This window comes from Microcoleus sp. B4-D4 (genome assembly GCF_036705185.1).
GTDB lineage: Bacteria > Cyanobacteriota > Cyanobacteriia > Cyanobacteriales > Microcoleaceae > Microcoleus.
The window spans coordinates 41,306-59,103 of the sequence record NZ_JAUBTX010000001.1; the positions used below are offsets into that span (position 1 = coordinate 41,306).

Genomic DNA, 17,798 nt, shown 5'->3' on the forward strand with positions numbered 1-17,798 from the left:
ACAACTAACAACTGACAACTAACAACTAACAACTGACAACTGACAACTGACAACTGACAACTACCAACTAACAACTACCAACTGACCAATAACTAAAAGCGGCAGTCGCCTGCCGCTTTTAGTTTTAACTAGATATCAGGAAACCTTAGAAACTAAAGGTTGTCCGCAGGACTCCTACCCAGATATCGTCATTATTTCTGTTGTTTTCGGGATTCAGAATCACGTAAACGCCCGGTGTCACCGCAATAAAGTCATTAACTTGGAAGCGATAGAAACCCTCCAAGTGATAAGAGGTGTCGCGGTCTCTGGCGACATCGCTTTCAGTAACTTTTGGCGGGATGCCGGCGATAAAACCGAGAAGGTTTCCAGGCTTGCCAAAATCTGGCAGCGCCAAGAAAACAGCACCATTCTGAACAGTAGCGTCATTGTTGCCACCCCGCAGTTGTTCAGCCTTGGTGTAACCGTACCAACCGCCAAGCTGGAAGCGACGGCTGGGTTTTAAGTTAAGTTGTACGCCAAAGTTATCTGATGCGGTGGCTGATTGACCGAAGGGCCGGTTAGCCAAGGAACTGCCCGTACCGCCCATGATGCCAACATCGCCACCCCGATTGTATTTCCGGGTGTAAGTTGCGCCAATGTCAATAACTTTGCCCAGAGAGAAGTTGAGCTGACCCAAAGCGCTGAAAGAACCGTTGAAAACGCCCCGGCCGTCGGCTGGGTTGGGAGAATCGCCGTCGGAGGCAAGATAGGCAACTGTGGCTTTCACTGGGCCCAAGTTGTATTTGATAGCAGCGCCTGCTCCTTCGGGGCCGCGGAACACTGCCGGGTTGTAACGTCCAAACCTGGATAGAGCACCGTTGCCGCTACTTTCCAAGGGAGCAGTCAGCTCGGCAACGTCATCGAGCCTCAGTCCTTTCGGGCCCAACCATACTGTAGCGTTGCCTACCGGAAAGCGATACCACACTTGATCGAGGGAGAATTGGTTGCCGTCTTCGCCGTCAATGGCGAGGCGAGCCATGTTCGTACCGGCGGTGTTGGCTGTACCGTAGTTGGCGATGTTTCTAGCTTGCAAGCGGGTTCTGAGCAAGTCTCGACCGCTGAAGCTGGTGTTGAAGTTCAACCGCACCCGGTAGCCGAGGTTGGTGGCCGTTTTGTCGTCCCGCAGCCCAACACCATCTCCGAAGGTGTCGCTGGCGAGAAAAATGGCTTCTCCGGCCAGTTTGGTTGTGGTGGAGAATTGGTTGGCTTCTAGTTCTGCGGTGCGAGCTTCTAGGCCATCTACTCGTCCGCGCAGGGTAGCGAGTTCGGCTGCAAATTCTTCTTGCAGGCGTTGCAGGATGGCTAAGTCGTCTTTGGTGACGAAGGTACCTGTTGACGAGCTAATTAGTTTGGTTACTTGGTCTAAGCAGGCGTTGACGCCGGCTGCAAATTCGTAGCGAGTCAGGGCGCGGTTGCCGCGGTAGGTGCCGTCGGGATAGCCTGCGATACAACCGTAGCGTTCGACTAGGGATTGCAGGGCTTGGAATGCCCAGTCTGTCGGCCTTACGTCGGATAGCTGAGAGACCGATGTCACCTGGGACATGGTTCCTGACTGTTGTGCCGGCAGGGCTTGGGGTGTTGCTGGGACGATCGGGCCGCCCATTCCTCCGGGTACTGTCTGAGCAATTTCTACCTTAGTAGCTGGGACAGTAGCTGGGGGGAGAGCGGCGGCAGCCGGTTCTTCAATTTTTGCAGCGGTGTCTGTGGGGGTGCTTTGCACTGCCAAGTCTGATGCTTGGGGCGACGGTTCGGCTGTGTTCGCTGCAGCCACGGGTTCAGTCGCTGCCGCTGTGGTGGCGGGGGCGATTGCGATTGGGGCTGCTGAGTCGATGCCGCTTTCTGCTGTTTGCAGTGCTGCTGCGCTGGTTTCTGGTTCAATTTTTGCCAGTTTTTCCGGCTGTTTTTGTGCGTCGTCCGAGTTGGCGATCGGGGTTTGGGCCGCTGGAGCGATGCTGTTTAAAGCCAGCTTTTCTGTGGCGGCAGGGGCTGCTGCAACTGGTTCTGCAACTAATTCTGCAACTGATGCTGCAATTTTTGATTCGGATGACTTTGCTGTGGCTAGCTGGTTGGCTTCAGCGGTTGCGGTCGCTTCGGCTGCTAGGGCTGCGGTACTGACAACTGATGATAGCCCCAGAATAGCGGGGGATACTAGCAGTAAATTCCAAAAAGTTCTGTTCATTTTCCTCACACCTTCACACTCTATTCAACTCGATCGAGAATTCCCAACTTGTAATTTTTGTGGTTGCTTGTCTGCTAAGAATAACTGCCAATATAATAGAACCTCTCCATAGCTGCTGACTCACAGTTGGGGTGTCTAGTTTCCGCTTGAACGTAGGGGCTGGGCTTTTCTACGGCAAGGGCATCAATTCTGGTCAAGTCCACATTACATTACGGTTGATTATACCATCACCGGGCGACGTACCCATACGCTATGCGAAGCATACAGTCTGGGCTTCCCGTTTCAACCGCCGCTGCCTCTACCATTTTTGAATGATGTTGGTCTTATGCAGCGTATGGAGGTTTGACAAGCCATGTTGTCCTCACTCCCATCGCACGGGGTGCGTGCGATATCGGCAGACTCCCTGCGCCCCAAGGAGTTCATTTCATCTCTCGATCGCCAGACTTGCTTTAATTGCTGTAGCTGCGATCGATAATTGGTGGTGCGGGTTCGGCCACAATCTGCCTCAAACTGACTGCTACCCTGAGTCTTCGGTTACGCCAGACTTAATAGACAGTTATCAGGATAGGATCGGGGCTGCTTGTCGCCTCCCTTATACAGCTTTCGAGCCAAATATGTCAAGCTTTTTAACCTCACTTTAAACCCTGCGACCTTTGGCGGGGCGATTTTCGGGCCGGCTGGGAGCCAGCGGGCTTTCATAACTCGTAGATGTACCCTAGAAAAGCCAAATTTCTGGCTTGACCAATTTGGCTTTTCTGACTATCCCAAGAGTCGGGACTCGCGCGGGCGATCGTCATGTTTGAGACAAGCTGTCGCCCGGTTTAATTAACCGCTACTTTAACACAATTTTTGGGTGTTCTGAGTGCGGCTGCAATTGGTGTTGCTTAATATCCAATCGCGCCGAGAATGCTGTGTTGCTTGAGATACAAACTCTACCCAAATTTTATAGCGATTTGATGGCTGTTTTTGGCGTAGGGCGATCGCAGGAATTTAATGCTAAGCTGGCGAAAATGCACAACTCAAAAATAGTGCTGTCGGAACAAAAAACCCAAACGCTGTGGGTGGAAAATTTAGTAAAAGAATGAGGGGTTATGGAAGATTTTGGTATTATTATTGCCTGCTGCGACCAAGATTATCTGTTTGCTAAGGATTGCTGTGCTAGCATCCGGTATTTTTTGGGAGATGTCCCCATCTGTCTGTTGATTGACGGTACGTTTTCTGTGAGTGCTTTGGAGAAATCCTACGGCGTGCGAGTAATCGATCGCACAACGGTTTCCTAAGAGGTTCTCAGGAAAAAAAGTTTTGGTTGGAGCAAAACTAAGATGATTGCCTTTTGGGAAAGTTCTTGGTCAAACTTCCTGGTTTTGGATGCCGATACCATCGTCTGGGGCGATGTTCTCAAGTTGGGTAATTTTAAGAAATCTGATTTGATTGTAGACCAACCTTGTCAGGAAAATTCGGATGCAGATATTTCAAAACTTTTCTTTGACATTCCTGGTGTTGAGAAGCATTTCCTCAGTTTTAGCTGGTCGAAATATCGAGCCAATTATTTCTGCACTGGTACTTTTTTGCTAAGTGCGGCATTTTAATTAGGAAGAATACGTAGAAATTTTAGATTTTACGGTTGCAAATTCGGGGATATTTAAGTACGGAGAAATGGTTTTTTTAAACTTTATGATTTTCCGGGCGGCCGGGGAAAGTCGGCTGCGGGTGCAGAATGTGGATATGCAGTTTTTGGTGCCGGATTTTGACCAGGATTTCGTGAGAAAGCGGTTTCCGGTTGAGTCAAGCGGGCTTGCGGGCGATCGCGCCTCGGCGACTGTGATTCACTGGTGCGGCCCGAAGCCGAGTTTATCAACATCTCAAGTTTACTCGGAACCGATGAATTTTTGCCGCCGCAAGTATCAGGAGGATGTTTGGAACTGCAGGGGTTTGGTGGCTGAGATGTCGCTGCAATTTGAGGATTTGCAGCGATCGATCTATGTGTACAAGAATAAGTTGACTGTTGACGGGCCCGCACGCACCATCCACCGCCCCTACTGGGTATTAACTGTTGACTCGATTTTATTATTCCGATGCAACCGGAAACGATATAAAAAGTTGGGTGCGGGGGGCGAGAAACTGGGAATATTCTGAGATTTATCGCCTCCATTTCCCGACTTTTTTGCAGTAATACCAAATCAGGGTTAGCTACTGGCTACGATATAAAAAGTTGGGTGCGGGGGGCGAGAAACTGGGAATATTCTGAGATTTATCGCCTCCATTTCCCGACTTTTTTGCAGTAATACCAAATCAGGGTTAGCTACTGGCTACGATTACTGATTTCGGAATTTTTTAACCGCAGAGAACGCAGAGAACACAGAGAAAGAGAAGAGAGAGATGAATGCAGGGTTCACTCATCCAGGGGCAAAAGGGGGCCGGCTGGGGGCAAAACTTGGCGGTGAACGCTGATTTTGTGACTTTCTCGCTGAGTTTGCATTTCTACGGCGATCGCCTCAAATTCTACTTCCATGCAGCCGTAGGGAATTTCTAACTCGATGCTCGATCGGACATTTCCCAAGCCGTTAGGTGTAAATTCGGTAATCCAGCGCGGCCCGTCGAGAATCAGGTAGCTTTGTCGATCGAATACCCAAACTTTCACATAAATCCGGGGCATCAATTCCGGCAGTTGCACTTTCACTGTTACAGCCTGGCCCCCGAGGATTTCGGCGCGCGGCAATTCTAAGACGGGCATCGGTACTAACTCGTCTTCTGGCAAAACGTAGGGAGTTGGCCCAGTTGATTCTGCTTCGAGTTTTGTGGTTTTTTGAGCAACTTGTTTCGGCTGCGGGGGCTCGTCAAAAACTACAAATTCTCTGGATTCCGGGCCAATATATTTGGGTTCGGAAATTGTTTCCCCGATCGCCCGTTGCAGCAAGGTTGGGCTGCTTTCTTCCACGACGGCTATGGCGTCGCTGCTATTGGCGGCTTTTGGAGTGGGCGACAGGGTGGTTGCTTTGAGCCATTCGGGGGATTCGTCGTTGCTGGCTAGGGAACTCAGTCGCGACCAAAATCTATTCTCAACGTTTAGGGTTTGAAATGCCTGTTTTGAGGCTGTTGGCGGGGCTTCTGGGGCTGTTGTTTCTGGTTCTGGGGTCTTTTCGGATTTTTGGTCGATCGCTCGATCTTCGGCCGTTTCTGCGGCTGTTGGGATGTCTGAGGGTTTGGTTTGTGGGTCGATCGCCCCGGCGACTGTTTGACGGGGATTGGAGATTTCTTCGAGCAATTGCGATCGGCTGCCCTCGGGCAGTTTGTTACCGAATGCGGGCAATTCTAGACCGCCGGCACTTGCGGTTGGGCGGGAATTCAGTTGAGGCGGTAAGGGCTCGTTTGTTGAGACTTCGGCCGGGGATGGAGACTCTAAAGATTTTTCTACTAGCTTGAGAAACGATAAATTTGTGGTCTTCCGAGGCTGTTTTGAGGCTGTTGGGGAGAGTTCGGCTTGATGCTTTTCTTCGATGAAATTTTCTTTAATTACTTCTAGAAGGTGTTCTAAACGGGCGGTTATTGTAAATAGTTTGGTGGCTAGGGGAACGCCTCCGCTGCTGAGTATTGCTTCTCCTAAAATTAGGCGACTTTTGCACTCGCTGGGGATGTAGGTGACGCAGGCAAAGATGCAGGGGGGAGCTTGTTCTGGCATCTGCTGCTGGATTTGGGCGAGTATTTTTGAGGTTTGGGGGTCGCGCAGGTAGATTTGTATTTCTGCTGAACCGATGAGTTTTTTGAGTTCTTCTGTTTGTGATTCAGAGATGAGATTTGCTGTTTTTCTGGTTGTTTGGGGTGGTTGGGGAATGTCGATTTTGCCGGAAATGACTAAGGGGCGACCGAGTTGGGTGACGAAGGTTTCTCGATCGAGTATGAGTTCGAGTTCGAGTTTGACTGGGGGTTTGGGCGGAGGCGGAGGGGTTTGGGGATTGGGGAATTGGTAGATTTTGGTCGGCTGCGGTGGGGCTGGGGGTTGGGTTGCAGGACGATCGACCGGTGCTGCGATTTGTGAGTCTGAGGGGATAGTGGCAGGTTCCAAGGTGTCGATCGTCGGCGGTAGGGGTTCGGAGGTTTCCGATTCTGCGGGCAATACTTCCAATTGCACGCCGTACTGCCAAGGTTTTGTTGGTGTCGATCGAGGATCTGGCAAGCAGGAGAGTTCCCACATTCCCGGTTTGAGTCTGGTGTAGGGAATGATCACGACTAATCCTTCGGGGTTGGTGCGTGCCGATCGGCTTTGGACTTTCCGCTGCGGGACTACTCCCTCGAAGGATGTGTAGGTGACGCGAATTTCGATGTCGGTGTTGGGGTGCTGGATGCGAGCAACGACGCGGTATTTGCCTTCTAGAATTTCCACGTCGGCGGTTTCTAGGGGCAACCAGGCGCGATCGCCTTCTTTCTGCAGTAAAAATTCTAGTTTTTTCATATTTATTTCCCCTGGAAGGCTCCCGCTTGATTGGTCACAGGTTGGTGGTGGTTTGTTGAGCGACAGCTACAGATATTCAATTACTTTATGTTTTATAGCCTATCATTTGTGTCGGTCAAGAGGCGCGATCGGTAGAGTCCCGCACCGGACTCAGGCTTTGTCCTTTTCCTGCTGCTATGGCTGCATACAATTATCGCGATCGCCCCCCAAGAGCGATCGGCAGCATCTGGGGCTTTGCAAAAAGCATTTTTTTACAACTTGCCAGCACGCAAGAGCTCGCGATCGCTTGCGAGCTCTTGAAGTGTACTACAAATCCCAAACACAGATGCTCTTGGGAGGCGATCGCGAGCATCTGTATTTTGGATGAAGAGTGGGAGCTTAATATCTCGCGATTATTGTACGGCTCGCAAGCGAGCGCGAGTGGGAGCATCTGGTGTTTTGCATTTATAGTGTTCGCACTCTAATAAAAAAATGCTTTTTGCCAAACTGATATCCTCCCTCGCGAGTTCGCACTCTTCATCCCAAAAAAACTTTTTACAAAGTCCCAGATGCTCCCTCGGACAATGACATTTCCCTACAAGTATCGCATTGTGAAACAGGCCCGAAAGCCTGTTACTTTCCCCCACCTACCACGGACTGCCGATCATACTAAAAGCTGCCCAATAATAAGGATGCGATAAATCTTGGCTCTCGATTTGAGGGATAGACAGAGGTAAAGAAGTTTCGCCCCTAGAGCTTCGCAATTGACCGTTATTTATGGTTACTTTACCTTCGATCGCAGCAATTTGTGCTTGCCTGAGAGCTTCAGATTTAATAATAGGAGGGTCTTTCGGCTTGTTGACTTTTAAGCGATCGTAAAACTCACTCATCAACGCCAGAGTTCCCGCATCGCTGACGTACCACAAGCTGGCGAGGGCAGATTTTGCTCCCGATTGCAGCGCTAAACCGGCAAATCCGAGTTCTGCTTCTTTATCTCCCAAGGCTGTTCTGCAGGCGCTCAATACTAACAGTTCCAGAGGCGGATTGTTCCATTTTAAATCTCTCATTTGATCGAGTCCGAGTCTGGTGTCCCAAAATTGAATGTAAGAGTTATTTGGAGTTCCGGGGCGGAATTCGGCGTGGGTGGCGAGGTGGATGATGCCGTATCTTTGTTGCAGGCGCTGGGATTGCAAGTTTACGAGGGTGAAATCTTCGTTGAGAAAAGATTTACCGGGCCACTCTCGGACGATCGTCCTTAATTCTAACGGAACTGCCGGTAGCGGTTGTTTGTTCGCCGTTTCTGAGAAAATAGATGCTCCCATTGCTAAGACTTGGGTGTTTCTGAGGTTGGCGTAGTTAGTGTCGGTGAATTTGAAGGCGGGGATACGGGCGAGGCTGTATTTTTGGATCAGAAATTGCTTTCCGTCGTGCATTGCTGCTAGGGGTACGGTTCGCAAACCTTCACCGACGCAAAACAGCAATGTTTCAATTTTTGCTATTTGCAAATCTGTTTCTAGGGGTGCAATTATCCATTGATAAAGTTGTTGGGCTCCTTCTAGATAGCTGGTGGTGTTGAGTTTTACGGGGTTGGTGATTTCGCTGCGGAATTCTTGGACTGCTGACAGCAGTGTCTCTTGTTTGGCGGATGGGATGCTGCGGAGAATTGGCGGGCGATCGGGTAATATTAAGATTAATTCGAGTTGGTCTGTGCGCGGGATGGCGTAAATTAAAGCTGGTTTTTTCTTGGTTTGAACTGCTAGGCGGGAGAGAGTTTTTGATATTGCTTCGGCGGTTTTGGCACGGGTCTCAAAGTCTTGTTGCAAGTATTTTTGATAGTCTTCTTCCCAGTCTTGTTCGATTCTGGTGACGGCTTCGGTGAGGTTTCCGCGATCGAGCAAATTTCTCATTTCTTGCCCGTTAAGCCCGCCGGGGGCTGGGTTTTGGGCAATTGTAGGCAGGTTCGCGGTACTCCAACAGAAAAATATTGCTGTCAAACAGTAAAAAATAGCTGTTTTAAGTTTTTTGGGAGTCGCGTGTTTTTGAGGCTGCTGCGGGGATTGTTGGTGCATGGTTTTCGGGCAGTTATACCATTTTTGATTTGCAACGATTGAGAATCACTGACTGAAGCTGCATTTTTTTGCAGTGGTATTAACGGCGCATTTGGCGACAGCATCTTTTTCGGAGTTTAATAAGCGTTTTTGGGAGTGCGATCGTCCTGTGCTGGCGAGCTCGATTATAGCATTCAAGACAAATGCCAAATATTTCCTGTAGGGTGTGCTGCCTTCCCTGCCGCTCGATCGCCCAAAACCAACCCCAAACATCTGCTGTAGGGTGCTTAGGAACGAAAATTTAATAACTTAAACACCTCCTGCAGTCCTCTCTCCATCCTCTAAGCCTTCCTCGCCTCAGAAGCATTACCAGGCTCTTCCTGGTAACTAGCAAACTAGCAACAAGCCTAATCTCTTCTGCATGAAACGTCGGCACTGCTAGATTCCTGACGCACCACCACCATTGACAGCACCCAAAAAATTGCGAGTTATGTAAAGTTTTGTAACTTTTGCAGAAGTTTTGCGTAAAAATCCCAGATCCCGACAGATAGACAAATAGAGGGCTATGCAGGAGGATGCGCGCCAGTCAATCTCGATCGGCTTGTTAACCAATCTCCGGCGACCTGCATCCGCTTTGCCGACTATTTTTTTGAGTACCCTTGGAACAAGAGATGCCTACTAAGGATGAAATTGACGATCGGCTCAAACAGCTAGCTATAGCTGCTCAAAATCACCAGCCTAAAACTTTAGGGCGACGGCTAGCTATGACCAAATTTATGGCGGAGGTTGAAAAATATAAAATCGTTCACTCTCCCAGAAATACAAAATTTATCCCCGAAATTTATCGGGCAATTTGTGCAGAAGCCAAATCGGACTTAACGTTGCGAATTTGCCGCGAAATTCACAACTATCGACCGGAGAAGACAGTCAGCCAGTGGGTAAACTTCTTGATGCTTAAATGTTTTCAGGCATCTACGCCTAAAGTTATAGGTAAAAAAGAGTTTTCTATTGAATACTGTGGAGATATGGATCGAGTTTTTAATCAAATACAAAAGCAACAATTGCAAAATAAATCTTGTCAACTTGAAGCTGCTTTGAGCGATATCATTGTAGAAGATCCGGGAGGTTTTTTTGAAGGCGAAGTGATGAAAAAGTACCCGCACGTCAATTTTAAATTTTTGTTGGTGAAGAAAGTTATAAAAGATGAAAGTTGGCAGGATATATCCCATGAGTTAGGAGTCAATGTTTCTAGTTTGAGTAGTTTTTACCAGAGATGTGTGGAAAAATTTACGCCCAGATTCAAAGAATACTTGTAGAACATTATGTACCAAAAGCAGGGAGTAATCATGAATAACACAGAAGTTGATTTAGTTTTGACAATGCCGATCGCCCCAGCAGCGCACCTGAGCGCTCAAAAGCTATCGCAGCAACAAACAGACCCGAAAAAAGCCAAACAGGTTTATCTGAATGCTTTGGCGGTACACGCAGTGGATTTTTACTTTCAGTGTATGGAAATAGACACTGATTTGACTGCCAGCAATATCTGGAATCCTGCGATCCAGAAATTCATGGATGTTGCAGATTTGGAGGTCAAAAATCTTGGTAAGCTGGAGTGCCGCCCTGTACGTGAGGGTGAAGAGTTTGTCTCGATTCCGGCAGAAGTGCGATCGGACAGAATCGGTTATGTTGCCGTGGAGATAGCCCAATCGCTGGAAGAGGTGAAGTTGCTGGGATTTGTCAAAAAGGGCGATCGAGAAAAAGTTCCACTTAGCAAGTTGGAGTCGATCGAAAACCTGCTAGAATACCTGGACGAACTCCAGCCAAAATACTTGGACGAACTTAAACCAGTGCATCTCATTCAATGGTTGCATAATGTTTTCGACATCGGCTGGGAAGCCGCCGAAAAAGTGTTTGAATCAAGACAAAAATTCCAGTTTGATTTCAGGAGTACCCAAACTTTAGAAAATAGCGATCCTGCTAATGATGTTACTCAGGTTAAACGCATAAAAGCCGTAGAATTACAACCCGGAGAAAGAGTTAATTTAATGCTGGGAATAATGCCAACAAATCATGGAAGCTTTGATATTTTGATAGAACTTTGTCCGGCAGAAAACCAAATTGAATTGCCCGAAGATGTGGAATTGATAGTGTTGGACGAACGAGGAAAAAGTTTGGTGCAAGCTAGAGCCAATAAAACCGATAGCTTGCTATTCAAGTTGAGTGCAGAACCGGGAGAACAATTTAGCGTTAAAATTGCTTTGGGTGATTTTAGCGAGAGTGAATTGTTTTTCACATAATCATCAATTATCCATAGGGGGTAAGTGTTATGAGCAAGTTAGTTTATCTCAAATTAGATGGCAATTTGCCAAACCAAGGTTTTCGAGTTACCTTGGAAATCAAAGAGGATGACGGCGAATCCTTGGCTGACATTACTAGCATTTTACCTGCAAATCCCGAGTTAGCAGCTTTAGTAAACCAACATTGGTCTCAAAAATATCGCTCTTTGGGAATGCCTTCCCGGAACCATAAAAAAAGAATTTTTCCAGCCTTTTATTCTCTGGTAAGAGCGGGTAATAAAACAATTTTTCGCTCCAAGTCTTTTTCTTGGCGAGTTAAGGTTAAAGAAGCAGACACTAGAAGTTCCTTGAAGAAATGCCAGGAATCCGGCCAGCAACTAGCAGCAGCCATGAATATTTGGCTGAAGTCAGAACAGTTTCGAGAAATTGATACGCGACTCAGAGAGAAATTAAATGATCGTGAAGATATTAGGGTATTAATTCGCACCGAAGATCCGAACTTGCACAAATTACCTTGGCATTTGTGGGATTTGTTTGACAATTTTCCGAAAGCTGAACCGTCGCTTGGTCAATTAAACTTTGTTAAACTAGAGTTTCAGAAACCTCTCCGCAAATCTAAGGTAAAAATTTTAGCTATTTTGGGAGATAGCCCTGATATTAATGTAAAAGAAGATGAGAAAATCCTGAAAAACTTGTCTCCTAATGCTGATGTTAAAGTTTTAGTAGAACCCAAACGCAAACAGATTACTGACGAGCTTTGGGAACAATCTTGGGATATTATATTTTTTGCGGGGCACGGTGAAACTGAGGATGGTACGGGAAAAATTTATATCAATAAAGATGATTGTTTAACTATTGATGAGCTGTGGGTTGGTTTGAGAAAAGCGGTGGATAATGGTTTGCAGCTAGCCATTTTTAACTGCTGTGACGGGTTGGGTTTGGCGACAAAATTAGATGATTTCCAAATGATTCCGCAAATGATTTTAATGCGGGAGTTGGTGCCGGATGTTGTAGCTCAAGAATTTTTAAAATATTTTCTGACAGAGTTTGTAGCTGGTAAGTCTTTGTATGCAGCAAAGAGGGAAGCTTGCAACCGTTTGGGGGATTTAGAGCATAAGTTTCCTTGTGCTAGTTGGTTGCCGGTAATTTGGCAGCATCCGACGGCTGTGCCTCTGGTTTGGAGCGATTTTTTGATTGAGTCCGATGGGCCTGTTGTTGCTGAAAATTTGACGGCGGTTCCTAGGTATGAGAAAAGACCGCCAGTTAAGGGTTTTTCGCCCTTGAAGTCGGTGATTTTGGCGAGTACGGCCTGTACCGTGGCGGTGATGGGAGCGCGTTCTCTGGGGGTGATGGAGGTGTTGGAACTGTCAATGTTCGATCGACTAATGAGGCTGCGGGAATCTGAATTAATCGACAATCGGTTGCTGGTGGTGCAAGTGACTAACAAGGATGTTGACAAGTACGACTATCCGCAAACTGATGCTATTATAGCCAGGGCGATCGACAAATTACTACAATTGAAGCCTGCAGCAATTGGTTTGAATATGCACCGAAATTCGCCAAAGGAACCGGGAAGAAAAGATTTGATTGCCCTTTTTCAAAAGAATCCCAATCTCATTGCTGTATGCACCTACAATGCAGGCAAAATTATGGAGCCACCCCCAGAATTGTTGCAAAGTAAATTAGAAAATCAAATTGGTTTTATCAATTTACCGCCAGATGAAGCGCGTGACAATAAAGGTAGAAGTATTCGCCGCCAACTTCTATCTTATCACCCGAATCTTTCTAATTTCAAGGATAGTTGCAAAGCTCCGAATAGCTTAAGTTTTCTGTTGGCTGCGCGATTTTTGGAAAATCAAGGCATAAAATTGGAAAAAAACCAGAATGAAGAGTGGGTAATTGGCGGTGTTACATTCAAAAGATTAGCCTCTCGTACAGGAGGTTATCAACCGTTAAAAGAGCCAAAAGTCAGTCAAGTATTGCTCAACTACCGCGCTAACCCCAAACCAGCTTTTAAGGTGACGCTGCAAGAAGTATTGTCAGGGAAAATAGACCCGGATTTAGTCAAGGGTAAGATTGTCTTAATCGGTCATACTTCGGAAGTTTCTGAGACTGAATTCGATACTCCTTACGGTAAAATGCCGGCAGTTTGGATTCACGCTCATATGGTGAGTCAAATTCTCAGCGCTGTAATTGATAAAAGGCCGCTATTGTGGATTTTACCTCAATGGGATCGGTTTCAGTGGGGAGATGCGGTTTTTGTGTGGCTGGCTGCTGTGACTGGCGGGTTGTTGGCTTGGCGTTGGCGATCGCCCTTGCTATTGACGATCGCCAGCGGTGCTATGATTTTTGTGTTGTATCAAGTTTCTTTGATAATTCTGATTTTGGGGGGCTGGATGCCTTTGGTTCCTGCGGTTTTGGCTTTAGTTACGACAGGTGGTATGTTGTTTGTGTACGATCGCTCTTAATTAGCCTCGGCGGTTGAAACCGCGTCTACACAAACAAAGTCCGCCTCTGCGGACTGAAGAGAAGAGGGGTTTTATGTATAAAATGCAATTGCAGTTAGTATTCGGTTTCATTTTGGCGATCGATGCTGCATCAGCGATGTCACATTCTGCTAATCTAGCTATTTTAGCAGACAATAGTTTGCTGGAAAATCATCCAAGTGCGATCGGGCAAAACGCCAAATCCAACAGCAAACCGAAGGTAAAAACACCAGTCAAGCAGCCCGACAAAAACACTAAACCAGGGGCCGGATCAAAAGTATCGACAACTAGCACACCACCCGATTCTAATACTAGACCTGGTGGCGGTCTCGACCCATCGAAATCATGCAAAAGCACAAATAAAATACTGGCCCTGCTAGTACCCCGCCAAAATCCAGTATTCACAACTTCTGCCCATCCTACCTTTTGGTTTTACATTCCCTATGCTGCCGAAGATATAAAAAAAGGAGAATTTGTCCTACTCACTCAAGACGAAAAAACCTTAATTTACAAAACTTCTTTCCAGCCACCTAAAACTCCTGGCATTGTGAATATTAGTTTACCTACATCTCCAAACTATGCTTTACAAACAGAGCAATCTTATCGGTGGTATTTGAGAATATACTGCAAAAACAATACAAACAATCTAGCCGATTTGACAGCCCAAGGAGGACTGAAAAGGGTAGCCACAACTGCTGAAACAGAGCGTCTGATTAATGCAGCCGCACCTGATATTTGGTACGATTCATTGACTCGTTTGGGCAATTTGCTGTTAGCTTCTCCAAGCGATCAAAAATTGAGAAGTGACTGGAATAAATTGTTAGAGTCTATTGGGGAAAAAGAGTTAAGTCAAGAACCGCTAGTCGGCCCGGTTGTGATACCCTAAATTACAATTGTAGGATTTTTCGTCCTCATATCGTTTCCGCTTGCATCGGAATTATTTAACCACAGAGAGCACAGAGTACACAGAGGGAGAGAATATATATCTGAATCATTCCGATGTTACGGAATTTGATATCAAGCGTCAACTTGGACAAATGTGATATGTATCTTTACTTTTTTTTGCTCTATCTTTGAGCCTGACGTTGATTTATTTCCGGTTTTTAGGTGGTGCCGTGTTCTTCCTGTATTTGAGATAATTAAAAACTGCTATATTTCCGTTCTTTTTTCCTAATTTGCGTTCCAATATCATTGACGCGGCTGAGTTTTAGTTGGCGAACTCCCCAAACAAGAAATTGCTAAAATGAGCGAGTAGTGCTAGCGAAATTTTGCCGAAAATGAGCAACAGCCTAATTAACCCCAATCCCGCAAACACCCACTGGGATTGCCCCGAGTGCGGCGGCACAGGTACAATCAGCACAGAAACTTGTCCCGAATGTCTCGGAGCAAAATACATTGATATCGATGCAATAACTAGCTGGATTATCGCCTTTATGGAATCTCGCGGCTGCAATCCTGCTGAACTAGACCAATTGCGAATCGAAAACCCAGACCCACTAACATTAACATTTTGCCTGGAACTTTGTCTCGCTCTCAAATAAACAAAAACAAAAACTATCTCTTCTTGTCTTTTCCTTTGCCTTCTAGCGCTTGGGCGGTTCGATAAAATCTCACAAATCCTTAAAAATTATCAAATCAATTCCCAATATTCATTAGATTTTTTGCCTTAGTCTTTGATTGATATCGTATCCGGTAGCATCGGAATGATTCAGATATATATTCTCTCCCTCTGTGTACTCTGTGCTCTCTGCGGTTAAATAATTCCGATGCAAGCGGAAACGATATCAATCAAAAACCGCATATTTCAGGCAGATAAAGACAGATAAACGCAGATACTTTTAAGATGTTTTTCTAATTTTGCAATTCAATTCTATTGCCCCTTCACGGGATGTTGCCCGTAATAAGGCAAAGCATCCCACCACTCAGGGCGACTTCCTTGTTTCCACTGCAAATAAGCCAATTCCAACACACCAGAAACCGACGCACCCAATTCGCTGCCAACTTCAATCAACCGATAGGAATTTTCCCAACTTTCCAACTTTTTCTGCCAAGATTCCGCCGTCATTACCGTATCTGTAAATAACTCAGTTACACCAGAATTACTGTTAGCTGCATAAACCGCCCCAAACAATTCCCCGCGCCCTGCAGGCATTTGTAGCGCGATATCCAAAACCCCCCCCTTAGCAAGGGGTAATTCCTCACTCAAAAGCCCCCCCTTCGCAAGGGGGGGTTGGGGGGGTTCCGCCCAAGCCACAGCCGCCAAAGTTGAAATCGCAAAAACCGGAATATCCAATTGTTGAGCCAAAGTCCGCGCCGTCACCATACCCATGCGAGTACCCGTGAAACCTCCGGGCCCCTTCGCCACTGCAATAAAAGCCAAATCCGCCCAAGTTTGCGGCTGGATAAACTCGATTAAATGCTGGTGCAAATCCGTTGCTAAACTGCGGCCCAAATTCCAAGTTTGGCAGCGAGAATCGCCGGAAAAATTGCTGATTGCTAAACCTAATTCGGGAGTTGCCGTGTGCAGGGCTAGGCCGTATTTTTTAACTGATATTCTGTCTTGGGGATTGCTATTCACGATTAATGATAATTTTCCTTTACAAAAAACAAGGGCAAAGCTACAACCAAACAACCCAAAAGAACGCCAAATATTCCGGTATTTAAAATTCTTGAATTACCCATGCCACCAGTTATCAGAAATAGTAAGACTAAACTGGCAAATAAATTTTTATTGGCAAATTCTTTGTTTTGAGAAACTTGATGTTTGACCGTCATAAAACCCGATGCAACTATTAGCGCAAATATTGAATTAAAAATGACTATTTGAGAGCCAAAGATAAACCAAACCAAAGCAAACATTAGCGAATCGATCCAAAAATCCGTATTTTTTAACTTCGGTAGCCAAAATTCTTGGGTAGCAACAGGGGCGATTTTGTTGATTAATTGATTCTGGTGCAGTCGCACGATTTTGTTTCTTAGTTTAATCTTGGGATCGATTTGCAATACTTCCTTCCACTCGGGGATGCGAGAATTGTTGACTCTTCCCAATAGCTTAATGGCTGTGATTTGATTTAACTGCAAATCGGTTAACCGGGTGGCAATTATTTGGGATAGGTGCGGGTAGTAAATGGGGTTGTCTTCGGTTCGGTTGATGACGATATTTAGTTTTTGTTTGGCTTGACTGACTTGGATTGTAACATTGTATGGGGCGATCGCATCTTGCAAAGCTTGCTGAATTTCGGCTTGCTGTTGGCGAGTGAAAAGCGACACACCGGGCGCAGGTGTAACCACCCGTTCTGCGGATGTTTCCGGCGCATCCAGCACAGGCTGCCCCTCTAAATACACCGGCTTGGGGTTCAAGTGCCGGATGACTGCAGATGCTGAATTGTAGCGCCGTTTGGTGGCACTTTGGAGCATGGTGTCGAGGATGCGGCCGAAATCGTCGCTAACAGCACTTTTCAAATAATTTCGCCAAGCCCAAGAATCCTCGGCGCTGTCGAACAAGTCGAAGGGAGGAATGTGAGTCAGCAAGTGAATGCAAGTAACGCCCAAACTATAGATGTCGCTGGCAAAAACTGCTTTTCCCATCAATTGTTCTGGGGCTGTATAAGCAGCACTGCCGATAATTGTACCTGTTTGTGGCAAGCCAGTTGTTGTTACTTTCTTAGCTGCACCAAAGTCTACTAAAACGATATCTTTTTGGAAAGGAGAGGGTTGATAGGAACTTTCTAAGGCTGGTAAGGGAGTTGGAGATAGGCGGCGGCGAATGATATTTTCTGGTTTAATATCCCGGTGAATGACTTTGGATTTGTGGACGAAGTGGAGCACTGGTAATAAATCGTTGAGGAGTTGCCGAATTTGAGTTTCGGTGAATGCTCCTTTTTGTTCTAATTCTTGGGCTAGGTTTTTGCCGTCTATAAATTCTTGTACTAAATACTGTCTCCCTTCTTGTTCAAAATGCGCGATTAATTCGGGAATCTGGGGATGTTTTCCCAAGATTTCTAGCTGGGCTGCTTCTTGCTGAAATAGTTGGGCCGCTTTTTCGGCTGCGGTGTTTTGCGGCAAAAATTGCTTGATTACGCACTGCGAAAAAATCAGGGGTTTTGTTTCATCAACTGCTAGGAAAGTTCTGCCAAAGCCTCCTTGTCCGATCGCCTTTATGGTACGGTAGCGAGATGCTGATGCCGAGTGTTCGTTAGTTAACAACAATTTCGATCCGCAACTTTGGCACAATTCTGCATTCCCTGAATTTTGCGGATTCTGACAAGTTGGGTTTAAGCAATAGGACATTGGATTTTATATTTTATCTTTTAGATTTTT

Annotated in this window: 14 protein-coding genes; 9 read left to right on the plus strand and 5 right to left on the minus strand. The window is 46.3% G+C overall.

Translation table 11 applies throughout. The features are described from left to right. Positions 1 to 145 precede the first annotated feature (145 nt). On the minus strand, positions 146 to 2,218 hold the full coding sequence (locus tag QUB13_RS00105; protein WP_333377485.1) for an iron uptake porin: 2,073 nt from the start codon (positions 2,216 to 2,218) through the stop codon (positions 146 to 148). Positions 2,219 to 3,132: 914 nt separating this feature from the next. Between QUB13_RS00105 and QUB13_RS00110 the strand changes: the two genes are divergently transcribed. The 4 genes from QUB13_RS00110 to QUB13_RS00125 all read left to right on the plus strand — a co-directional run bounded on the left by QUB13_RS00110 (position 3,133) and on the right by QUB13_RS00125 (position 4,354). After that, the gene (locus tag QUB13_RS00110) at positions 3,133 to 3,303 is read left to right on the plus strand and encodes a hypothetical protein (RefSeq protein WP_333377488.1); all 171 of its coding nucleotides are present in this window, start codon (positions 3,133 to 3,135) and stop codon (positions 3,301 to 3,303) included. Between the two features lie 6 nt (positions 3,304 to 3,309). Beyond that, entirely contained in the window at positions 3,310 to 3,498 is a 189-nt protein-coding gene (locus tag QUB13_RS00115) for a hypothetical protein (RefSeq protein WP_333377490.1), read from the plus strand. 42 nt (positions 3,499 to 3,540) lie between these two features. Continuing rightward, positions 3,541 to 3,807 (plus strand): hypothetical protein, encoded by a 267-nt coding sequence (locus tag QUB13_RS00120; protein ID WP_333377493.1) that lies wholly within the window; start codon positions 3,541 to 3,543, stop codon positions 3,805 to 3,807. 67 nt (positions 3,808 to 3,874) lie between these two features. Then, on the plus strand, positions 3,875 to 4,354 hold the full coding sequence (locus tag QUB13_RS00125) for a hypothetical protein (protein ID WP_333377496.1): 480 nt from the start codon (positions 3,875 to 3,877) through the stop codon (positions 4,352 to 4,354). A 256-nt stretch (positions 4,355 to 4,610) separates the two neighbouring features. Here the strand turns inward: QUB13_RS00125 and QUB13_RS00130 are convergent, their stop codons facing one another. Together QUB13_RS00130 and QUB13_RS00135 are read right to left on the minus strand one after the other, a co-directional pair. Then, a complete protein-coding gene (locus QUB13_RS00130) occupies positions 4,611 to 6,668 on the minus strand; it encodes a hypothetical protein (RefSeq protein WP_333377500.1) in 2,058 nt (685 codons plus the stop codon). Between the two features lie 626 nt (positions 6,669 to 7,294). Then, positions 7,295 to 8,716, minus strand: a complete 1,422-nt coding sequence (locus tag QUB13_RS00135; RefSeq protein ID WP_333377503.1) for a CHAT domain-containing protein — start codon at positions 8,714 to 8,716, stop codon at positions 7,295 to 7,297. Positions 8,717 to 9,366: 650 nt separating this feature from the next. Between QUB13_RS00135 and QUB13_RS00140 the strand changes: the two genes are divergently transcribed. The 5 genes from QUB13_RS00140 (at position 9,367) to QUB13_RS00160 (ending at position 15,019) form a co-directional block, all read left to right on the plus strand. Further along, positions 9,367 to 10,011: a hypothetical protein gene (locus QUB13_RS00140; RefSeq protein WP_333377506.1), complete on the plus strand. Its 645-nt coding sequence runs from the start codon at positions 9,367 to 9,369 to the stop codon at positions 10,009 to 10,011. A 30-nt stretch (positions 10,012 to 10,041) separates the two neighbouring features. After that, entirely contained in the window at positions 10,042 to 10,992 is a 951-nt protein-coding gene (locus tag QUB13_RS00145) for a DUF1822 family protein (protein ID WP_333377508.1), read from the plus strand. A gap of 29 nt (positions 10,993 to 11,021) precedes the next feature. Beyond that, positions 11,022 to 13,460, plus strand: coding sequence for a CHASE2 domain-containing protein (locus QUB13_RS00150; protein WP_333377511.1), 2,439 nt, complete (start codon positions 11,022 to 11,024; stop codon positions 13,458 to 13,460). 73 nt (positions 13,461 to 13,533) lie between these two features. After that, positions 13,534 to 14,364 carry a DUF928 domain-containing protein gene (locus tag QUB13_RS00155; RefSeq protein ID WP_333377514.1) on the plus strand — a complete coding sequence of 277 codons (831 nt, stop codon included), beginning with the start codon at positions 13,534 to 13,536 and terminating at the stop codon, positions 14,362 to 14,364. A gap of 391 nt (positions 14,365 to 14,755) precedes the next feature. Further along, complete coding sequence (locus QUB13_RS00160; RefSeq protein WP_333115331.1) at positions 14,756 to 15,019, plus strand: hypothetical protein; 264 nt, start codon at positions 14,756 to 14,758, stop codon at positions 15,017 to 15,019. Between the two features lie 329 nt (positions 15,020 to 15,348). Here the strand turns inward: QUB13_RS00160 and tsaB are convergent, their stop codons facing one another. Together tsaB and QUB13_RS00170 are read right to left on the minus strand one after the other, a co-directional pair. After that, positions 15,349 to 16,056, minus strand: a complete 708-nt coding sequence (tsaB, locus tag QUB13_RS00165) for a tRNA (adenosine(37)-N6)-threonylcarbamoyltransferase complex dimerization subunit type 1 TsaB (RefSeq protein ID WP_333377517.1) — start codon at positions 16,054 to 16,056, stop codon at positions 15,349 to 15,351. A 2-nt stretch (positions 16,057 to 16,058) separates the two neighbouring features. Then, positions 16,059 to 17,768, minus strand: coding sequence for a serine/threonine-protein kinase (locus tag QUB13_RS00170; RefSeq protein WP_333377521.1), 1,710 nt, complete (start codon positions 17,766 to 17,768; stop codon positions 16,059 to 16,061). Between the last annotated feature and the right edge of the window lie 30 nt (positions 17,769 to 17,798).

Bases quoted from the DNA above. Each gene is read 5' to 3' on its own strand.
- QUB13_RS00105 (WP_333377485.1), bottom strand. From the start codon at position 2,218: ATGAACAGAACTTTTTGGAATTTACTGCTAGTATCCCCCGCTATTCTG.
- QUB13_RS00115 (WP_333377490.1), top strand. From the start codon at position 3,310: ATGGAAGATTTTGGTATTATTATTGCCTGCTGCGACCAAGATTATCTG.
- QUB13_RS00120 (WP_333377493.1), top strand. From the start codon at position 3,541: ATGATTGCCTTTTGGGAAAGTTCTTGGTCAAACTTCCTGGTTTTGGAT.
- QUB13_RS00125 (WP_333377496.1), top strand. From the start codon at position 3,875: ATGGTTTTTTTAAACTTTATGATTTTCCGGGCGGCCGGGGAAAGTCGG.
- QUB13_RS00130 (WP_333377500.1), bottom strand. From the start codon at position 6,668: ATGAAAAAACTAGAATTTTTACTGCAGAAAGAAGGCGATCGCGCCTGG.
- QUB13_RS00135 (WP_333377503.1), bottom strand. From the start codon at position 8,716: ATGCACCAACAATCCCCGCAGCAGCCTCAAAAACACGCGACTCCCAAA.
- QUB13_RS00140 (WP_333377506.1), top strand. From the start codon at position 9,367: ATGCCTACTAAGGATGAAATTGACGATCGGCTCAAACAGCTAGCTATA.
- QUB13_RS00145 (WP_333377508.1), top strand. From the start codon at position 10,042: ATGAATAACACAGAAGTTGATTTAGTTTTGACAATGCCGATCGCCCCA.
- QUB13_RS00150 (WP_333377511.1), top strand. From the start codon at position 11,022: ATGAGCAAGTTAGTTTATCTCAAATTAGATGGCAATTTGCCAAACCAA.
- QUB13_RS00155 (WP_333377514.1), top strand. From the start codon at position 13,534: ATGTATAAAATGCAATTGCAGTTAGTATTCGGTTTCATTTTGGCGATC.
- QUB13_RS00160 (WP_333115331.1), top strand. From the start codon at position 14,756: ATGAGCAACAGCCTAATTAACCCCAATCCCGCAAACACCCACTGGGAT.
- QUB13_RS00170 (WP_333377521.1), bottom strand. From the start codon at position 17,768: ATGTCCTATTGCTTAAACCCAACTTGTCAGAATCCGCAAAATTCAGGG.